Here is a 23,214-nt window from a genome sequence, read left to right as displayed (position 1 = left end):
TAATCTAAACCAATTCAGTTTTTGTTTTACGCAACACCCTTTCCCTCATCCGGCCTTCGGCCACCCGCCTGCAACGAGTTGCAATTCGGGCAGGCCTTCTCCCGGAGGGCGAAGGGGATTTATAAAAAGACGAAAAATAAAAACTATGCTATAATCAAAACATGTTAGATGGGATAATCAAAAATCAAAAGAAACCGCTCGCGCCGGATTATGCTTTGGCGAAATTTGTCTTGAAGTATAAAAATTCTTCCGTCTTGTTTTCTAAAAAATATGGACAAGTGCGCGATTTCACGACGCGCGATTCTAAGCTCTACCTCACCCAAAATGAACTTTTGCGGATAAAGCGTGGCGGGAAAATTAATTTTGCGACTGACCGATTAGATTCGGTTGTTTCACGGCGGGAAAAAACTGTCCGCTATAGCTATCAGACAAAACCGGAAGCGAAGATTTATTCCGAGTTGAGCGAGCGTTATGCCAGTTTCACGACTTATCTCAAAGATGCATTTGCTGGTTATACAAATGGTGTGAGTGTGATGCGGGCTTGGAATTTGTCGCTGGTCGGTTCGCTCATTTTTGGGATGTTTTTGATGACGATGATTTATCGTTATTTGGGGCCGGGCGCGCACGCCGACGTGGAAGAGGCTCAGGTCAAAGAGGCAATCGTGCAGTTGAGTCAAAAACAAGAAGAATCCAGGGTTTTGGGCGAAAATGCGGCCAAGGCCGAGGCGGAGGCAGACAAAAAGAAACAGGCAGATCTGGCCAAAAAACAGGTCGAAGATGCAAAATTGGCCAAACAAAAAGAATTTGAAACCAAAATTCGTGAGTTGGTCGGCAATCATCCGATCAAGCAAATGGCGCCTTTCATTGCCAAAGAAGATCCGTTGGTGGCGGCGATGTTTATCGCGATTGCCAGAAAGGAAAGTTCTTGGGGTGATCATGTCCCGGTGAACAATGGCAAGGATTGCTATAACTACGTCGGTTTTCGCTTAAAGACAGACAAAATGGGCTCAGCCGGGCATTCTTGTTTTGCGACTCCGCAAGAAGGTTTTGAACGGACGGCCAAACGGATCAAGGATTTGATTTATAATGAAAAAATGACCACCGCGCAAAAGATGGTTAGTCCCTGGAAATGCGGTTATCGACCGGACTTGGATGATCCAAAGGCGGTGCAAAAATGGGTTTCCGACGTCGATTCGATCTTGAAGGAAGTGCATTCTTGGAAGATTGAGGGGAATCGGTAAAAATTTGCGAAAATAAATTTACTTGTAGAGACGTGGCACTGCCACGTCTTTTTTTGTGTAAAATTTACCCGATTATTAAAACCGCTAGACGCATTGAATTGCCTGCCTACCGGACAGGCAGGCGTCTCTACAGGCTAGGTATTTTTGCAAAAAATAGATTGGAAATGTGACCAAGCCGAGGCAGTGCCTCGTCTCTACGGATGCGATAAATATATCAAAAATTCAACCAATTTTTTCTCAATTTCCACCTGTGGATAACTTTGCCATTTTGCCCTATTGCAATCTTTTTTTTTATGGTATAATTCAGAAGTAAATTCATGGGAAAATAAAACAAAAAATGCGAGTCCATAGACGCTTAGTCCACAGTCTGATTTTGTTTATTTCCACATCGAGAGAATCGATGAAAAATCTCTTAACCCAAGTTTGGGAAAGGGCTATTTGTGGTGGCAAAAAAGCGGCAGAGACGAGGCACTGCCTCGTCTGCACGGGTAAAAATTCCCGCAAACAAGCCATTTTTGCCGGTGCGATTTTTTCCGGCGAAAAACTAGATTTGGTGCTGATTGAACAACTTGCAGTCTCATTTGCGGTTCTGATTTCCGGTATTTTTCTGGCTTGGTTTTTGCTAAAAATTATCCGCCAAATTTTTGCGAATCTAAAATTACTAAAATCATCAGAAAAAATAATTTCAATTTTTTTCAAAGGCAAAAAAAATCTTTCTGTCAAAAAAGAAAAATCCGCGCATAATTTTGAATTGGCTTCGAAAGAAAAAAGGCAAGAAAATTCTCTGGCACTCCGAGCCAAGAAAAATTTAATTCTTGTCAATGCTAAATATCCGGCTTTGGTGGTTGGAATTATTTTGCTTTTCGCGACAGTGGCCTACGCTTTGCCGGAAAAATATCAGTTGGCCTCGCTTTCGCTAACCTCCTCCGTTGATGAACTACGGCGTGTCAAAGAGCTTCAGCGTAGCGAAGGAAATTTGGCAGGGGGACAAGATTTGGCGTATGCGCCGATGGGAGATGAAAAAACTATTGCCAAATCCAATTCGGGCTCGTCACGCCGTAGCTTTAGCGAAGGAGGACAAGAAATGGTTTTGGCGGAAGCGATTGTTGCGTCGGACAATACGACGACGCAAAATGCGAGTGACGCGACAACCATTGTCACAAAACCGAGAATTATTCAATTGACCGGAGCGCTTTCCGGCGCCAACGGGCAAGTAGAGGACGGAAGCTATGCTGTGCGTTTTGCCATCTATGACACAGATCGCACCCAAATTGACGCTTATCCTTCCGACACAGACAGCGCCAATCGCGTTTGGGAAGAAACGCAAACTGTCACGGTTAAGGATGGTATTTTCCGCGTTAACCTGGGACAAGTCACTGACTTGCCAATTTTCACAACCATCCAAGCTGGTCAGTTCTTTTTGGGCATCCGCGTGGGAGAGGATAGCGAGATGGCACCGAGAAAAAGACTGGCCACTCCGCTTTATGCGCTCAATGCCGGAAATTCACTGCTCCTCAATGGCAAAAAAGTTGGCGTCTCGGCCGGGGACATTGTTGCTCTGGACGCGCAAGGCAAAATTGCCATTTCCAATTTGCCAACCGGAACGGGGAGTAATCAGCTACTTTTGGGCAACGACAAACGTTTGAAATTTACCATTTCCGGCTCCAAGTTTCTCACGCTTTCTGGCCAAAAATTCACGGTCGGAAAAGTTGATCTGGCAAGCGAAACGCAAGGCATTTTGCCAATTGCCAGTGGAGGCACGGGACTTTCTGCTTTTACTTCCGGCGATATGCTGTATTATTCTTCCGGCTCAACTTTCTCTAAGATATCCGCGGGAACAATCGGCCAAGTATTATCAATTTCTGCCGATGGTACACCGGCATGGGGTAATTTGTCGGCACTTGGTCACAGCGCAGTCACGTTGGCTGGTTCTTTGGATTATCTCTCAATCGATGCCAATCAAGTGCTTACACTAAACGCGATTGATTTAGGCACGGATGTGACGGGCACATTGCCAACTGGCAATGGCGGAACAGGACTGTCTAGTTATGTTCCAGGCGATCTGCTATATTATTCTTCCGGCGGAGCGCTGACACGTTTGCCGATTGGATCGAACGGACAAATTTTTGGTGTTTTGGGCGGAGCGCCTGGCTGGCAAAATTCCCCCTTTGTCGGAGCGCATAATTTACTTTCGCTTTCTCATCCGGATGTCGTGGCTGCTTCGCCTTTGGAGGGCGATATGATTGTGGGAACTAATCAAGGCGGGGGAATCATCAAATGGCAAAGAATGGCTGTTGGATCAGCGGGTCAATTTTTGAGCAATACCGGATCTGCTTTACAATGGCGCAATACATCAACTATCAGTTCGCTGGGAACAGTGACGGCCGGTATCTGGAATGCGACTCCTGTTACGGATGCCTATGTTTCTGATGCGCTGACGATTTCCGGCGGAACGATTTCCGGATCAAATCTTACACTGGTTCAATCAGCCACGCCGACACCAACCGCTGAAGGCCGGATTGAATGGGACGTGGACAATGATCAATTGGTGATTGGCAATGGCACCGGGCAAACAATTATTACTCAGACGAATTTGAGTGTGAGCGGTCTTTATGACTACATCACGCTTGCCGGGCAAGACATAGTGCGCGGGCAGATTGATTTGACAACTGATGTGACGGGTACGTTGCCAATCAGCAACGGTGGAACAGGCAGAGCGACTTTTGCCACCAACGGCATTCTCTACGGTAATGGCACGAGTGGAATTAACATTACAGCAGCAGGAACGGAAGCGCAGTTTGTCGTGGCCAATTCCAGCGGGGTGCCAGTATTTGTGCCAATGACCGGCGATGTTTTTATTGCGGCTTCGGGCGCGTCAACGATTCAGCCCAATTCAGTCGCACTAGGAACTGACACGGTGGGAAATTATCTGCTCGGTGCAACAAGTGGCAATGGAATTGCCATTTCCGGCGTGGCCGGAGAAGGTTGGACGGCGTCGTTTGCGCTGGATAGCCTGACTTCCAATTGGAACCAAACCGGCGCATTTGACATCGTACTCGCTAATGCCGGCAGTGAATTGCAAATCATGGAATCCAATGGCGGAGCGTTCTATGGCACAGTAGATGTGGGCGACTTGAGTGCTAACCGCACCTATACTTTCCCCGATACCTCTGGCACACTAGCTTTGACTAGCGACATCCACGCCCCAGTCACGCTCGCCGGCCAAACCTATGCGTCAATCATCGGTCAAGCGATTACCTTTGCTCAAATTGATCTGGCTAGCCATGTGACTGGTACGCTCCCAGTGGCCAACGGCGGAACCGGCGCGACTACTTTCACGCCCAATGGAATTGTTTATGGCAATGGAGTCGGAGCAATGCAAATCACCGCGGCCGGATCATCGGGACAAATCCTCATTGCTAATGCCAGCAGTATTCCAGCTTTTGTGACGCTAGGCGGAGATGTAACCATTATCGCCAATGGAACGGCGACAATTGCTAATAGTGCGGTGGGTAGCGCGGAAATTATCGACAGCAGTATCGCCGAAGGGGACATTAATTTTGACAATGCCGCCGGAGAAGGCTTGATTTTGAAATATGTCGGCGGTCAGATGCATTGGTCGCCAGAAACGGGTGGCTCGGGTTCTTCCAAATGGACAGACACGGGAACGTTTACCTATCTCACCACAACGACAAATGACCTGGTTATCGGCGGAAGCGCAACGGATACAGGATTCTTCTTTGATATCAGCGCCTCTACCTTAACTTTGGAAGGAGCCACTCCGGATGCTTATGAAACAACGCTAGGTGTGCTTGATCCAACGGCTGATCGAGCGATTAATTTCCCCAACGCTTCCGGCACAGTTGCCCTTACCTCTGATTTACACAACTCTGCGACCTTGGGCGGAACATTAGACTATCTCACAATTGATGGCAATCAAGTCATTACTAGAAGTGCCATTGATCTTGCCACCGACGTGACCGGCACACTGCCAGTGGGCAACGGCGGAACAGGACAGATCACTTTTGCTACCAATGGCGTACTCTATGGCAATGGCACCAGTGGAATCAGTGCGAGCACAGCGGGAACCAGTGGACAGCTTATTATCGCTGGAGCAACCGGCACACCAGTTTTCCGTTCGGTGAGCGGGGACATTAATCTGACAGATTTGGGTGTGGCGACAATCCAACCGGACGCTGTGGCGCTGGGCAGTGACACGACAGGCAATTATGTCCTTTCCTTGAGCAATGGCAATGGAATAGCTGGTGCTAATGGCGGGAGTGAGGGGGCAACTCTGACGTTGGCGCTAGGTAATTTAACCTCCAATTGGAACCAAACCGGCGCATTTGACATCGTACTCGCTAATGCCGGCAGTGAATTGCAAATCATGGAATCCAATGGCGGAGCGTTCTATGGCACAGTAGATGTGGGCGACTTGAGTGCTAACCGCACCTATACTTTCCCCGATACCTCTGGCACACTAGCTTTGACTAGCGACATCCACGCCCCAGTCACGCTCGCCGGCCAAACCTATGCGTCAATCATCGGTCAAGCGATTACCTTTGCTCAAATTGATCTGGCTAGCCATGTGACTGGTACGCTCCCAGTGGCCAACGGCGGAACCGGCGCGACTACTTTCACGCCCAATGGAATTGTTTATGGCAATGGAGTCGGAGCAATGCAAATCACCGCGGCCGGATCATCGGGACAAATCCTCATTGCTAATGCCAGCAGTATTCCAGCTTTTGTGACGCTAGGCGGAGATGTAACCATTATCGCCAATGGAACGGCGACAATTGCTAATAGTGCGGTGGGTAGCGCGGAAATTATCGACAGCAGTATCGCCGAAGGGGACATTAATTTTGACAATGCCGCCGGAGAAGGCTTGATTTTGAAATATGTCGGCGGTCAGATGCATTGGTCGCCAGAAACGGGTGGCTCGGGTTCTTCCAAATGGACAGACACGGGAACGTTTACCTATCTCACCACAACGACAAATGACCTGGTTATCGGCGGAAGCGCAACGGATACAGGATTCTTCTTTGATATCAGCGCCTCTACCTTAACTTTGGAAGGAGCCACTCCGGATGCTTATGAAACAACGCTAGGTGTGCTTGATCCAACGGCTGATCGAGCGATTAATTTCCCCAACGCTTCCGGCACAGTTGCCCTTACCTCTGATTTACACAACTCTGCGACCTTGGGCGGAACATTAGACTATCTCACAATTGATGGCAATCAAGTCATTACTAGAAGTGCCATTGATCTTGCCACCGACGTGACCGGCACACTGCCAGTGGGCAACGGCGGAACAGGACAGATCACTTTTGCTACCAATGGCGTACTCTATGGCAATGGCACCAGTGGAATCAGTGCGAGCACAGCGGGAACCAGTGGACAGCTTATTATCGCTGGAGCAACCGGCACACCAGTTTTCCGTTCGGTGAGCGGGGACATTAATCTGACAGATTTGGGTGTGGCGACAATCCAACCGGACGCTGTGGCGCTGGGCAGTGACACGACAGGCAATTATGTCCTTTCCTTGAGCAATGGCAATGGAATAGCTGGTGCTAATGGCGGGAGTGAGGGGGCAACTCTGACGTTGGCGCTGAGCAATCTAACGGCTGATTGGAGCCAAGGTGGCGCCTATGATTTAGTTTTAGCCAATGCCTCGTCTGAATTGAAAATTATGGAATCAATCGGCGGGCTATATTACGGAATTTTTGATGTAGCAAATTTGAGCGCTGATCAGACATACACCTTTCCTAATGTTTCCGGAACTGTTGCATTAGGCATCGGAACTGCCGGTTATCCGGCTTATTGGTCAGATGCTAACACGCTTTTGGCGGAACAATATGTGAGTGTGGTGCGCGGAGGCACTGGTGTGGGAACTTTTGGCGGAGTAAACACTATTCTTTATACAACTTCGGCGAACACGCTCTCGAGCATTGCCACCGCGAACGACGGAATTTTGGTCACTGGTGCCGGTGGCGCGCCTTCAATTAGTACGGATTTGCCCACCGCCGTCACGATCGGTTCGGGCTATATCTATCGCGCTGGCGGAACGGATGTGTCACTGGCTGACGGTGGAACGGGAGCCTCGCTCACCGACCCCAACGCCGACCGTCTAATGTTCTGGGATGATTCCAATAGTTCTATCGCTTGGCTTTCCGGCGCTGCTAACCTTAACATCACCGGCACAGTGTTTGACCTGGCTTCTTCTGTCACGCTTGGTTCCAATGGTACGAGTGGTGACCTTACCCTATATAGTGAACAAGGAACAACAGATTATTCTGTCAAATTACAACCAAACGGAGCAATGACGCAAAACGTTACCTTCACCCTTCCAGCTAATGATGGTGATGCTAGTCAAGTGCTGATTACGAATGGTGCCGGCGCCCTGACTTGGAGTTCAGTTTCCGGTGTGGGCGCGCTTGATGGCACCGGTTTTGCCAATTCGGCCGCTTATTGGCTTGATGACAACACACTGGCTTATGAAAATCAACTCGCAATGTCGCGCGGAGGAACTGGAGCGAATCTCACCGACCCCAACGCCGACCGTCTAATGTTCTGGGATGATTCCAATAGTTCTATCGCTTGGATCACCGCCAATTCGGGCAATCTGAACTTGACCGGAACAACACTGGATCTGGATGCGACAATTCAATTAGGAGCAGATGCCACAAGCGGATCGCTCACTATATATAGTGAGCAAGGCGCGACTGATCACACGCTGGCTATTGCGCCAAATCCGGCGATGACGCAAGATGTGACACTGACTATGCCGGCCGATGACGGAATCAATCAGCAAGTTTTAATCACGGACGGCAACGGTGCGCTCTCTTGGAGTTCGGTTTCCGGCGTGGGCGGAGTGACTGGCACTGGCACCAATGGCTACGCGACCTATTGGACGGGAGCCAGTTCTCTGGCGGCGGAACAGTATTTGAGTGTGACGCGCGGAGGCACCGGAGCGGGAACTTATGCAACCAACGGCGTGCTCTATGGCAATGGAACAGGCGCGCTTCAAGCGACGACGGCTGGAACAGAAACGCAATTTTTAGTGGCTAACGCGACTGGTGTGCCGACTTTTGTGACGATGAGTGGGGATGTGACGATCAGCGCGGCGGGTGTGGCCTCAGTCGGAGCGGATCGCATCGCACTCACGACGCAGACAACTGGAAACTATGTGGCCACAGTCGCCAGTGGTAATGGCCTGACCGGCGGTTCCGCTGGCAGTGAAGGCGCAACCTTAACTTTGGCTTTGAGTAATCTCACCGCTAATTGGAATCAGTCGGGTGCTTTTGATATAATCTTGGGCAACGCGGGCAGTGAATTGCAAATTATGGAATCATCTGGCAACACCTATTATGGCACAGTGGACGTGGGCGACTTGAGCGCCAATCAAACTTACACTTTCCCCAACGCCTCCGGCACCATCGCTCTCACAACTGATCTCCACAATTCCGTCACCCTGGCCGGAACACTGGACTATCTCACGCTGGACAGTAATCAAGTGCTTACGCGCGGAGCGATTGATCTCACAACTGATGTCACAGGCACACTACCGGTGAGTAACGGCGGAACCGGTCGCTCGACTCTCACCAATAACGGCGTTATTTATGGCCTCGGTTCGAGTGCCGTGGGAATGACCAGCGCCGGTACGAGCGGACAAATCCTCATTGCCGGAGCAACCGGAACACCGACTTTCCAATCAGTTAGTGGAGACATAAATCTGACTGACACTGGCACCGCCACAATTCAATCTAATTCTGTCGCACTGACCACCGATACCACCGGCAACTACGTGGCAACGCTCACTAACGGCAATGGAATCACCGGCGCCAACGGCGGCAGCGAAGGTGCGACACTCACCTTGGCTTTAGGCAGTTTGACTTCCAATTGGACGCAAGCCGGCGCCTTTGACATTGTGCTCGCTAATGCCGGCAGTGAACTGCAAATTATGGAATCCACCGGTGATACTTTTTATGGAACATTAGACGTGGCAGATCTCAGCGCCAATCAAACTTACACTTTCCCCAATGCCACAGGCTCAGTCGCTCTGGGCACCGGCGTGGCTAATCAACTGGCCTATTGGTCTGGCACTAACGCCCTTTCTGGCGTGACTTCCGGCAATAATGGACTACTCGTGACTAACGGATCGGGCGTGCCTTCGATTGCCACTGACATCCCAACCGCCGTAACCATCGGTTCGAGCTACATCTACCGCGCCGGTGGCACCGACATTTCCGTGGCTGATGGCGGAACCGGTCGCTCCACGCTCACCACGAACGGTGTCCTTTATGGTCTGGGAGCCAGTGCAGTCGGAATGACGACGGCCGGCACCGACGCCCAACTGCTCATTGCCGGAGCGACTGGTGTGCCAACTTTCCGTTCTATGAGCGGAGATATGCTCATCAGTAACTTAGGTGTCGCCACGATTCAATCAGATGCCATCGGTTCCTCAGAAATCAGCGACAGCACGATTGCCGAAGCGGATTTGAGCGCCACCAACGGCCCAACAGCCGGTTATGTTTTGAGCTATAATTCTGGTGGTGGGTTTACTTGGATTGTGAATGATGGAGGAAGTGGGGGGTCGAAATGGACTGATTCCGGCAGTGGTTTTACCTATCTTACTGCGACGACAAATAACCTGCTTATCGGCGGAAGCACGGCAGATACTGGATTTTTCTTTGATATTAGCGCTTCTACGTTCACTTTCGAAGGAGCCACTCCGGACGCTTATGAAACAACCGTCGGTGTGCTTGATCCAACCGCTGATCGAGCGATTAATTTCCCCAACGCCTCCGGCACCATCGCTCTCACAACTGATCTCCACAATTCCGTCACCCTGGCCGGAACACTGGACTATCTCACGCTGGACAGTAATCAAGTGCTTACGCGCGGAGCGATTGATCTCACAACTGATGTCACAGGCACACTACCGGTGAGTAACGGCGGAACCGGTCGCTCGACTCTCACCAATAACGGCGTTATTTATGGCCTCGGTTCGAGTGCCGTGGGAATGACCAGCGCCGGTACGAGCGGACAAATCCTCATTGCCGGAGCAACCGGAACACCGACTTTCCAATCAGTTAGTGGAGACATAAATCTGACTGACACTGGCACCGCCACAATTCAATCTAATTCTGTCGCACTGACCACCGATACCACCGGCAACTACGTGGCAACGCTCACTAACGGCAATGGAATCACCGGCGCCAACGGCGGCAGCGAAGGTGCGACACTCACCTTGGCTTTAGGCAGTTTGACTTCCAATTGGACGCAAGCCGGCGCCTTTGACATTGTGCTCGCTAATGCCGGCAGTGAACTGCAAATTATGGAATCCACCGGTGATACTTTTTATGGAACATTAGACGTGGCAGATCTCAGCGCCAATCAAACTTACACTTTCCCCAATGCCACAGGCTCAGTCGCTCTGGGCACCGGCGTGGCTAATCAACTGGCCTATTGGTCTGGCACTAACGCCCTTTCTGGCGTGACTTCCGGCAATAATGGACTACTCGTGACTAACGGATCGGGCGTGCCTTCGATTGCCACTGACATCCCAACCGCCGTAACCATCGGTTCGAGCTACATCTACCGCGCCGGTGGCACCGACATTTCCGTGGCTGATGGCGGAACCGGTCGCTCCACGCTCACCACGAACGGTGTCCTTTATGGTCTGGGAGCCAGTGCAGTCGGAATGACGACGGCCGGCACCGACGCCCAACTGCTCATTGCCGGAGCGACTGGTGTGCCAACTTTCCGTTCTATGAGCGGAGATATGCTCATCAGTAACTTAGGTGTCGCCACGATTCAATCAGATGCCATCGGTTCCTCAGAAATCAGCGACAGCACGATTGCCGAAGCGGATTTGAGCGCCACCAACGGCCCAACAGCCGGTTATGTTTTGAGCTATAATTCTGGTGGTGGGTTTACTTGGATTGTGAATGATGGAGGAAGTGGGGGGTCGAAATGGTCAGACGGAGGCGCCTTTACTTTTCTTACCGATACCGCAGACAGCCTAATGATTGGCGGAAGCGCGGTCAATTCTTCCGCTTTCTATTTCAACCTGGCCGATGCCAACTACTCCGATACGCAAACAATCACCTTTGAAGGTTCGGGAGCGGATGATAATTTTGAAACGCGCTTCATCATCACCAATCCGACCGCTGATCGTGACATCGTGTTCAAAAACGAAGGCGGAACAGTGGCCTACACCACCGACATCCACACCGCGCTTACACTCGCGGGAACACTGGACTACATCACCCTTGATGGTAATCAAGTGCTCACCAGAAATGCGATTGATCTGGCCACGGATGTGACGGGACTTTTGGGTGCGGGCAATGGCGGAACGGGCCTCAACACCGGCAGTGCGACCGGCGTGCCGACGCTTTCTAGTGGAACTTGGTCAATCAATGCCACTCTTGGCGTCGCAACTGGAGGCACGGGCGTAGCGACGGAAGCGAATTTGGAAAACAAAATCGAAGCCTATATCTTCGATGCAGACAGCGAAAACATCAGCGGAGTTTGGACGCTCGCGGACAACACAGCTTTGCGTTATGGCGCAGATGGTAATTTTTCGACCAGCTATAACGGTACTTCCGGTAATCTTGAATTGACCGATGGTACCAATCTTTTGGCTTCTTTTTCCGATGCCGGCACAGTCGGAAATTTACGCATCACTGGTGGAATTTCTACTTATGACAAAGTCGTGACCGCCGGTTATGGCGAATTTGCGGGACTGTGCCTCGGCAATGGCACCAGCTGCATTACTACTTGGGGCGCGGCGGGAGCTATTTCCGGATCAGGCACTGCCGGATCGGTTGCTTATTGGAGCGGAGCCAACGCCCTCACCGCTGAACCGCAACTGGCCACATCGCGCGGAGGCACTGGCATCGACACGGCATCTTCCAGCGGTATGCCGATGCTCACCGCCGGCACTTGGTCAATTACCCACACGCCGACATTGGGAATGGCTGGCACCAGTGGAGCTTTAAGTTTCTATAGCGAACAAGGCGCCTTGGATTATTCCGCCACCCTTTCCCCCAACAGTGCGATGACTTCTTCCGCCCATTTCTATCTGCCTTCCGACGAACCCATTGCCACCTATCTTTTGAGCATGACCAGTGGCGGAGTGATGGGCTTTGATACTAATAGCTATCTCGTCGCGCCAAGCACTCCCGCGCAAGGCGATGTGCTTTATTACAACGGAACGAGCTGGGTCAATTTGCCCGCCGGAACAGACGGTTATTATCTCCAAACCAGAGGTGTCGGCGTCAATCCGCGCTGGGCGGAAGCCACTGCCGGATCAAGCGATTGGACGCGCGTGGTTGGTACGCCGAGCCTTTCCTATCTCACGGACACCGCCAGCGACTTTGCTATCGGCGGAACAACTTTGGCTAATTCAATTTTTGGCATCGACACGAGCACAGCGCGCATGCAAATCGGCAACGCTGGAATCACAGGAAGCCTCGCGCTCTACAGCGAAGTCGGTGCGACGGACTATACTTTGACCTTGCAACCCAGCGCCTCAATGACGCAAAATACGATCTACACTTTTCCGGTCAATGACGGTGATCCTGATCAAGTTTTGGTTTCCAATGGAAGTGGCGTTTTGGAATGGAAAACCGTAAACGGCATCAGCGGAGCAGGCGATATCACCGCCATTGGCAATGTAACAGGAGGCGACGCCTTCACCGCTTCCGGCACAGCTGGCACCCAACTCTATTTCTACGACGCCGATGGTAGAGGTCAACTGACAATTGCTGATCTTACTCAAGCCAGAACCTACACCTTGCCAAACGCCGACGGCACAGTGGCCCTCGGCACCGGCACGCAAAATTATGTCGCCCGCTGGACAGGAGCGAATAATCTTTCCACTGGGGTGCTGTATGACAATGGGACGAATGTGGGAATTGGGACGACGAGTCCAGCAACAAGATTAGACCTCCAAAACACGGACTACAAACAACTGCGTCTTTGGAACACAAACTCATTGCAGCAATTATGGATTGGCTCTGTGTATGATAGCGTTGGAAGTTTTATTGGAAACAATGCCTACTATCATTCAAATCTAAACTTTACACCAAATTATTCAGCGGCATCTGGAATTAACTTTAATCAAAATGGAGGAACTGAATTTTGGAACAACTCTGGTCTAACCAGTGGTGTTGATTATATCCCGACAAGAAGCATGGTTATTTTAAGCAATGGCAACATTGGTATTGGGACGACTGATCCAACGTATAAATTGCATGTAGGTGGCGCTACTTTTATAAATTCAAATCTTACGGTAAATTCCTACATTATGAATGCTAATGGTGGCCCTGCATCGCCAAGCTATACTTTTTCCAATGGACAATCAACAGGCTTGTTTCTTACTGGCTCTAACAATGCATTAGGATTTTCTACGGTCGGAGCAGAGGCGATGCGAATCAATTCTTCCGGCAACGTTGGCATCGGAACGACGAATCCCCTCTATAAATTACATGTAAATGGAAACATCGGGGGAGATGCGATTTACTTGAATGGTCTTGTTATCGGCAATAATTCTGGCCAAATTGCTTCAAATGCCGGTGAAAATTTATATTTTGCCGTGGGAGGCACAACTTTGGAGAAAATGAGACTTACTACAGATGGTAATTTAGGCATCGGCACCACGAACCCTCTCCAAAAACTCTCCATCGCCGGAACAATGGGAATCTTGGAAGGTGGATCAACTCCTCAATACTACACAATTCTTCAAGGCGCCGATCAAACAGCGGACATCACCTATACTCTGCCTGGTAGCTATCCCGGCGGATCAGGTTATGTTCTCACTTCGGCCATAGACGGTGCCATGAGTTGGTCTGCGGCAGGAACAGGCGGAATCGGTGACATCACCGGCATTGGCAACGTCACTTCCGGCGACGCCTTCACTGCAACCGGCACCGCCGGCACCCAACTCTATTTCTATGACGCCGATGGCCGAGGACAATTGACGATTGCTAATCTTACCGCCGTGCAGACCTATACATTGCCCGATGCCACTGGAACATTCGCCCTGGGCACCGGTACCCAAAACTATGTCGCCCGCTGGACAGGAGCCAATAATCTTTCGACAGGGGTGCTGTATGACGATGGTACGAATGTCGGGATTGGGACGACGAATCCAACGCAGTTACTGGCAGTAGCAGACAATCAATTTACAGTGTCTTCCATGGGAGCTTTAGTCTCTCAGTCGGCAACAATTGGACAAACTGTTGTTGTCCCAATAGTGGTGAGCGGTAATGGCGGAGGCACAATGGGTAGCCCCAATGGGACATATGTATATATGGGGCAACATAATGGGAAAAATTATTACCAATTCGGGGTCACCTGGTATATCTGGTGGTCAAGCGGGGACAATACCTGGTATATTGGCAGTTATGCCGGTGACATGAGTATTGATGGTATCGGACCGGATAATTCTACTAATATATGGTATTCCAACACGACTGGCGCTACACCTCCGCTCTTGGCGGGAGGATGGAATCCGAAATACAGTGCTACCGGAAACCCAACCACCGCCACTGGCTCAGCTCCTCTTATCGTAATGGATACTGCTGGAAATTTATCAATGGGAGGCCTTCTTGCTGTGACCGGTTCGGGAAATAGTTATTTTAATGGTGGCAATGTGGGAATTGGTACTGTCTCGCCAGTGCAACTTTTTCAAGTTAATAGTTCGGCAACGGCCTCCTTCGTTGTTACTTCGGCGGGCCAAGTCGGCATCGGCACCACCAATCCGCTAGCCATCCTCCACCTCAACGGCGGAGTCGGCAGTTTGGCGACTGGCTTGGCTTTTGGCGACGGGGATAGTGGGATTTATGAAGATGCAGATGATAGTTTGATGATAAATTTAAATGGAGGTGGCGCGTGGAGCATAAGTTCCAGCTTTATCCATTCTAATGTTACCAATGGTGCAGCGATCCTACACGCAACTCCTTCGGGAACAATCCCTGGTTTTACTTTCTTTGCTGATCAAAATACCGGAGTTGGAACAGCTGATGCAGACATCCTTTCCCTCATCGCCGGCGGAACAAACGGTTTGAATGTGACTTCGGCGGGGAATGTGGGAATTGGGACGACTGCTCCGGGAGTGGCTTTGGATATAGTAGGAAATTTGCGAGTCTTTGCATCTGGTGCAGGACTATACATGCGTTCATCAAACCTAGACATCGTTAATTCTAATGGCACGGAGAGTATTAATTGGAGCGGAACCGGCGCTGGTAGCAGTCTATATTTCAGAACCGCCAATGCAGATCGGATGTGGATTGCTAATGGCGGGAATGTGGGAATCGGAACGACGAATCCATTGGCTCTGCTTTCCGTCGGCGCCACTTCTCAATTCCAAGTCAATGCCTTGGGCGAGGTGACGGCGGTGAAAGTGAATGGCAACACGATTTCCAGTGGAAGCGGAACACTGGGACTTAGCACTTACACCCTAAACCTCACGGGAGACGCGAATCTCAATCAGCATCTTTTGACGACCAGCTCACCAAGTTTTGCCGGCCTCACGGTGACCGGAGCGTTCTCGATGAAAGATGATCAATATTTTACCCTGGGTGATTCCAATGATTCGATCATTACCCACCGCGCGACGCCGGTCACTGCCAACACGGCGGTCAGTGGCCTCATTGTTGGCACGCCGACTGTCGGAGCGCTCGGCGCCAACTCGACCGTTTTCTCCAACATCACCGGCGGAGATTTTGTGTTCATCGGTGCTAATGGCCTGGGCAATAGTCAAGAACTATTGCGCCTCAGCGCCGCCAACTCCAAAGTCACAATGGGTTCCGGCACCACCGCAATGATTATCGACGCCAACGGTTTCGTCGGCATCGGGACAACCGCGCCGTCACAACTTTTGCAAGTGAATAACTCTGGCGCAAACGCTTTTGTAGTCACTGCGGCGGGAAATGTTGGAATTGGCACGACGAGTCCGGGAGTAAGATTGGATATTGGAGGGAACTCCCAATCTATCACATTAATTTCTGCGCGGGGCACGGGAAATGGATTGGAATTTGGACATCCTAATGCAGCAGGATATGGAAGTGCTATTGGCTCTACTTATAGCAGTGGCTATCCGTATTTAGTTTTCAATGGTGAGCAGGGTGCGAATGGGGATACATTCATTACAAGAGGAATAATGGGTCGCGTATTAATGAATAATGTATCTGCAGGTATTTTATCATTTGGTCGATTAACAAATGTAAATGCTTCTGGGCAAACTCCTACTTCAGATTTAGTTATTAATTCTTCCGGAAACATCGGCATCGGCACCACCGCTCCGGTGGAAATTTTAGATGTCAATGGCCGACTGCACTTGGCGCAGACGACGGCGCCAACTCCAACCACCGACCGGCTCTATAACGTCGGGGGCAATTTGCTCTGGAACGGCATCAATCTCACTGGCGGAGGTTCACTGCCGACCGGCATCACCGGCCAAACACTCTACAGCAACGCCGGAACCTGGACCGCGACGAGCAATCTATATAACGATGGGACGAATGTGGGAATTGGAATGACAAGTCCGCAGTATATATTGGATGTGGATGGACAATCTCGTATAAGGTCAAATTTATTCCTCGGCTATAGCAACTATTTGTATTTTGGAGCAACTGGAACTGGTATCCAGGGAAGTGATAGTGGATCGCAATTCATAAGTTTTATGACCGCCGGAAGTGATAGAATGTTCATATCTTCCACCGGCAACGTTGGCATCGGGACGACGAATCCGACCAGACAACTCGAAATAGGCGGAGTAGCTAATCCAGCTATGGGAGTAGTTAGTTCTTCTAGCGCAGGTTATTATGCAACGTTTGCGGTGAATTACGATGCCACTCATCCTTTTTCAATAACATCAAATGCGCTGGAAATATTTGGGCGATATGCTAATTCGGCCACAGTTTTAGGACTTGGTGGTAACGTCGGCATCGGGACGACGAATCCGGGGTACAAATTGGATGTATATGGCACTGGGAGTTTTGATGGCAAAGGAACGGATCCTAACGTGCTTGTTTTCAAACAAAGCGGAGGAGTTCAGGGATATCTTAAAGCAACTAATGGAATTGGATTGCAGGGAGAAACTGCCGCGGGAGGCAATGCTTATATTTATGGAGGAACAGGAAATGGACTCTTCGTTAGCAATGCTGGCAACATTGGCATCGGCACCACCGCACCCGGTTACAAACTCCACGTCACCGGCTCAACCGACAACTATTTGAGTTATCTCTACAATTCCAACACCGGAAACTCCGCTGGTGGCCTCTATGTTCGTGGCGATGGCTTGGGCAATCTGTTCACTTTGAATTATGCCGGCACAGACGTGTTCACAGTCAGCGGAGCGCAAACGACTTTCTCTAATCCCGTGTCGTTTGCTTCGGCTGGCAATGTGACGCTGGCCAATGATTTGGTGATGGCCAATCCAATGGCGGGCAATATCCGCTTTAGCAGTCAGGGCTATATCGCCACCGAATCCGGCTGGGAAGATCTCAATCTCAACCTTAGCGCCGCCAACAATGGCTACGTCATCGTTTCCGACACATTGCAAAACAACCTCAACATCGGCTCCACCGCACCGGGAACAAATTATGGCATCTATCAAACTCTGAACAACACTGGAATTGTAACCACCGGAGTTGACACAACTTACGGACTCTATCAAGCCCTGTCTCGCACCGGAGCCACCGGCGGAACGATCAATTCTTATGGAATTTATTCTAATGTTACCGCCGACAACGCCGGCACCGGAACCTCCACCGCGATTGGCGGATACTTCAGCGCATCAGGAGCCGACAATAATTTCGCTTTGATTACAGGAAATGGAAATGTGGGAATTGGGACAACGAATCCGACTGAAAAATTAAGTGTAACCGGAAATATATCGGCCAGTGGAAATGTATCAGCTGGCAATGCTTTTGGTATCAATGGATATGGTAGTTTAACATGGGGAACAATGCTCGGAGGCAATAGCCCTATTCTAACAAGTGGAAATTCTTTAGGCTTTTCAACTACTAACATGGCTTCCCTTCAGATGGTTATAAACTCTTCCGGCAACGTCGGCATCGGAACGACGAATCCAACACGAAAATTAGATATTGTAACAGCATCAGATAGCGACGTGGGAGTTTATACTAATGGTTATATTAGAAGCGGAAACTTATTTATGGCAGGTGGGGCAGCGGGATTATTTAACAATTCAGTAAGCGATGGGGGGCTTATCTTTGACCACGCCATAGACAATTCAATCGAGCTTTATTCTGGCGTAGGAGGCAATGTTGCTTTTGCAACAAATGGTGATAGTAGTAATTATTCAATGTTAATCAATGCAGCTGGCAACGTCGGCATCGGCACCACCGCTCCCGGCTACAAACTCCACGTCACCGGTTCAACTGATAACTATCTATCATATCTATATAATTCCAACACCGGAAATTCCGCTGGGGGCCTTTATGTCCGTGGCGATGGCCTGGGAAATCTTTTGACTTTGAACTATGCCGGCACGGACGTGATGACGGTGAGTGGCGCGCAAACCACTTTCTCCAATCCTGTGTCGTTTGCTTCAGCCGGCAATGTGGCTTTCTCGAATGATTTGGTTTTGACCAACTCGACCGCCGGAAATATCCGCTTCCAAGGCGCTGGCTATGTGGTCACCGAATCCGGCTGGCAAAATCTTGACCTAACATTGTCCGCCGCCAATGACGGCTTTGTGGTGGTGGCCGACACATTGCAAAACAATTTGAACATCGGCTCTACCGCCCCGGGCACGAACTATGGCATCTATCAAACATTGAACAACACCGGCATTGTGACCACCGGAGTTGACACGACTTATGGCCTCTATCAAGCCCTGTCCAGAACCGGAGCGACTGGTGGAACAATCAATTCCTACGGTGTCTATTCCAATGTGACCGGCGACACCGGCGGAACATCGACAGCGATCGGTGGATACTTCAGCGCGTCAGGCGCCGACAACAATTTCGCCTTGATTACGGGAAATGGCAATGTGGGAATTGGGACGACTGCGCCAGGGTATCAATTCGTAATAAATAATCCAAATTCAGCCCTGATGCAATTTATTGCTGGTGATGGTGGATATGTATCAGGTTCATATTTCGGCTCGCCAACTTCTCCAACTCGGGGCAGTATACTTTATCAAAATAATAGTGGCATAGATGACTCGCTGAACATAACATCTGTAGGGGTAATGTCATTCGTGACGCAATATCTTGAAAGAATGAGAATTTTGGCAAATGGCAACGTCGGCATCGGGACGACGGATCCGGGAGCGAAGCTAGATGTGAATGGTTCAATACTCGCAACAAGCATTAGACTTGGTTCAACTTATTCCATTGACAATACTGGCTTTTATATTTCTGATCCTGCGTTAGGTGGTATCGGCTCTGGGGGTCAGACACCTAATGGTGCTTATTCGTGGTTCATAAGTTCTGGAGATAACACTACGCACAATGATGGATTTATTAATTTAGACACATCCGGATCAGAAAGAATGCGCATTGATGCTTCCGGCAACATCGGAATCGGCACTACCGCACCAACCTACAAACTTCACGTCACCGGTTCAACCGACAACTACTTGAGTTATCTCTACAATTCCAACACCGGAAACTCGGCTGGTGGTCTCTATGTCCGTGGCGATGGCCTCGGCAGTCTTTTGACTTTAAACTATGCCGGATCGGACGTGATGACGGTCACTGGCGCACAAACAACTTTCTCCAATCCCGTCTCGTTTGCTTCGGCCGGCAATGTGTCGCTATCAAATGACTTACTTCTTACCAATGCAACCGCCGGCAATATCCGCTTCAAAGGTCCGGGTTATGTTGTCACGGAATCCAGCTGGCAAAATCTCAACTTGACGCTCTCAGCCGCCAACGACGGATTTGTGGTTGTCGATGACACTTTGCAAAACAACCTAAACATCGGCACCACCGCCCCGGGAACAAACTATGGCATCTATCAAACATTGAGTAACACCGGCATTGTCACCACCGGAGTCGACACAACTTACGGACTCTATCAAGCCCTTTCCAGAACCGGAGCCACCGGCGGAACAATTAATTCCTACGGCATCTATTCCAACGTCACCGGCGACACCGGCGGAACATCGACTGCGATTGGCGGATATTTCAGTGCGTCAGGCGCGGATAATAATTTCGCTTTGATTACGGGAAGTGGGAATGTGGGGATTGGAACGACGAATCCGGGGTATGCTTTGGATGTGAATGGTAATTCTAGAATTGAGAATCAAACCGGTGCTACTACTTTTATCGTACAAGCCGGGATTGGACAGAGCAGTACGAATTTATTGGAGATTAAAAATAATACCGGATCTGTCGTTACCTATTTTAACGCCAGTGGAAATTTATACGCCGCTAGCGTAAATGGCGGTTCTGCTGCGAACCTTGATTCTAATGGAATACAGCTTTCAAGCACAAGTTCAATTGCTTGGTCGCAAGGCGGTTACGCGGGAACATTAGATATTGGACTTTCTCGATTATCTAGCGGTGTACTGGCAATTGGAAATGGAACTCAGGGGAATTCGATAGGAACATTAATAGCTGGCAACGTCGGCATCGGCACCACCGCGCCAAGCTACAAACTGCAACTAGCCGGATCAGTCGATAGCTATCTCAGTTCTTTCTATAACTCCGCCACCACCGCATCCGCCGGCGGACTATATATTCGCAGTGATGGCCTGGGCAATCTACTCACACTGGATTATGCCGGCACAGACGTGATGACGGTCAGTGGCGCACAAACAACCTTCTCCAATCCCGTGTCGTTTGCTTCGGCTGGCAACGTTTCCTTTGCCAATGATCTATTACTCACCAATGAAGATACTGGCAATCTGCTGTTCCAAGGCCCGGGCAATATCGCCACTGATTCGTCTTGGCAAAATCTTGACCTGACGCTGTCTGCAGCCAACTTGGGCGAAGTAATCATCAACGATGACATCCAAATCAACGGCTCACGCTTTAATGTTAATGCAAGTGGAAATGTGGGAATTGGGACGACGAATCCAATGGCAAAGGTACAAGTTGCAAATTACAATGGATATGCTGAGTTGATGCTGACTTCTCAGCAATATTACAGTTCCGGAATCTATTTTGGATATCCCGGCGCCGAAGATGTTGGCTCATTGACTTTTAGCAATACGTCTGACTATATAATGAGTTTGAAAGCAGGTTTGGTCACTATTAATGATATTTCTTCAGTAGAGAAAATGCGGATTGATACAGTAACCGGCAACGTCGGCATCGGCACAACTGATCCAACTTCCAAGCTCTATGTCGTCGGTGACATCTATACCACCGCCAATCTGTCCGCCCTCACCATCACTGACCGCACCGCTTATCCAAAAACGCTCGACCAGGCTTACGAAGCAGTGCTGTCGATGCAACGTTTGCCGGATGGGGAGTATGACGAAAATGATTCGACCAATCAGCTTGATCACTCCAAGCTGAGCGATTTCATTTTAGCTTCCAATGGAGAGCGCGATCTGTCGGCTTCCGTTTCTTCCATCAATGAAGTGACCAAATATCTGCTCGGTCAGATCGGTGGAATAAATAATCCAATTGCCCTTTCCAGCCAAGTTAAACAGCAAGAAACCCAGATTGCCAGCATCACCCAAAATCAAAACCAGATCGTCGCCCAATTGACCGGTCAACTGGCTGATCAATCTTTGAGTGTGGATAATAAACTACAACTGATCGGGGAGACACTTTCCAGCATCACTGCCGACACACAGAATCTGGAAACTCAGACGCAGCAAATCGCAGACTTGCAGGCGCAGTTGAGCCAACAATCTGGCGACCTTCTGGCTCTCCAGACGCAGATGGATGATCTGAAAGTGCAAGCGCAAGGCGTAATGGATTTTGCCGATGCGCTGGATATTAACAAGGAAACAGGGGAAATTAATCTAAGTTTTGTGAACGGAAAAATTACGGCTGGCAGTATCACGGCCAATTCGATCCTTCTCAATGGCCAACTGGAAGCGGAAAGCGTCGTGGCGGGAGCGTTCAGCGTGAAAATCGTGGATGCGGCCAAGAAAACCTTAGGTGATGTGGTGATTTGTGAAGCCGGAAAGATTATGAAAAACGGAATTTGCGATGTGCCGGTCACCGAGGAGGAAATCATATCCGCGTCAGATGGCAAGACCGTAAAGATTGATACGACCGCCGTTAGCGCGACGACCAAGATTTTTATCACCCCCGAAGGCGACGCCGGCGGACGCGTCTGGGTGGAAAAACAAACCGACGTTGTCACCGGCGAGTACACCGGATTCAAAATCAAATGTTCCGACCCGATCATCGGCAGCGTGAAAGTCAACTGGTGGATTGTGGAGGAGAAGTAGTTAATTTTGAATTTCGAATTTTGAATTTTGAAACAAACTCGAATAAACTAAGTTAATTTTGAATTTCGAATTCTTAATTTTGAAACAAACTCGAATGAATTAATTTTGAAACATTTGAAAATTAAAAAATTATTTCAAAATTCGAGCTTAAAAATTCAAAATTAAGATTTAAATTTATGGTATATGATTTAGAAGAGCGTACGGCAAAATTTGGCCTAGAAGTCATCAAGTTATGCAAAAATATAAAACAAGATTCCATTAATAAGCCAATTATCAATCAAATAGTTCGTTCCGCAACTAGTATTGGTGCTAACTATATGGAAGCCAACGCGGCTAGTTCGAAAAAAGATTTTAGAAATAAAATTTTTATCTCCAAAAAAGAAACGCAAGAAACAAAACACTGGTTGCGCATGCTAGCAGAATGCGAACCAAGTAAAAAAGAAGAACTCAAAAATGTTTGGAAAGAATGCCAAGAGCTAACCTTGATATTCGGTAAAATTGTTTCAAAATTAAAAGATTAAAGACTTGTTTCAAAATTCAAAATTCAAAATTAAAAATTACACCCGCCGTCTTTTC

The 23,214-nt window shown here is 49.4% G+C and carries 3 protein-coding genes; all 3 read left to right on the top strand.

Going from position 1 to position 23,214, the window contains the following annotated elements:
• Window positions 1-161: 161 nt before the first annotated feature.
• The 3 genes from WC848_00925 (at window position 162) to WC848_00915 (ending at window position 23,159) form a co-directional block, all read left to right on the top strand.
• Entirely contained in the window at window positions 162-1,241 is a 1,080-nt protein-coding gene (locus WC848_00925; GenBank protein ID MFA5961228.1) for a hypothetical protein, read from the top strand.
• Window positions 1,242-1,641: 400 nt separating this feature from the next.
• Window positions 1,642-22,638, top strand: a complete 20,997-nt coding sequence (locus WC848_00920; GenBank protein ID MFA5961227.1) for a hypothetical protein — start codon at window positions 1,642-1,644, stop codon at window positions 22,636-22,638.
• A 176-nt stretch (window positions 22,639-22,814) separates the two neighbouring features.
• Entirely contained in the window at window positions 22,815-23,159 is a 345-nt protein-coding gene (locus tag WC848_00915; protein MFA5961226.1) for a four helix bundle protein, read from the top strand.
• Window positions 23,160-23,214 lie beyond the last annotated feature (55 nt).

Source organism: Parcubacteria group bacterium (assembly GCA_041659505.1).
In the GTDB taxonomy this organism is placed as follows: Bacteria; Patescibacteriota; Minisyncoccia; order Moranbacterales; family UBA2206; genus UBA9630.
The sequence above is the reverse complement of the archived record's forward strand: the minus strand, read 5'-3'. Positions and strand labels throughout refer to the sequence as shown.

Bases quoted from the DNA above. Each gene is read 5' to 3' on its own strand.
- WC848_00925 (MFA5961228.1), top strand. From the start codon at position 162: ATGTTAGATGGGATAATCAAAAATCAAAAGAAACCGCTCGCGCCGGAT.
- WC848_00915 (MFA5961226.1), top strand. From the start codon at position 22,815: ATGGTATATGATTTAGAAGAGCGTACGGCAAAATTTGGCCTAGAAGTC.
- WC848_00920 (MFA5961227.1), top strand. From the start codon at position 1,642: ATGAAAAATCTCTTAACCCAAGTTTGGGAAAGGGCTATTTGTGGTGGC.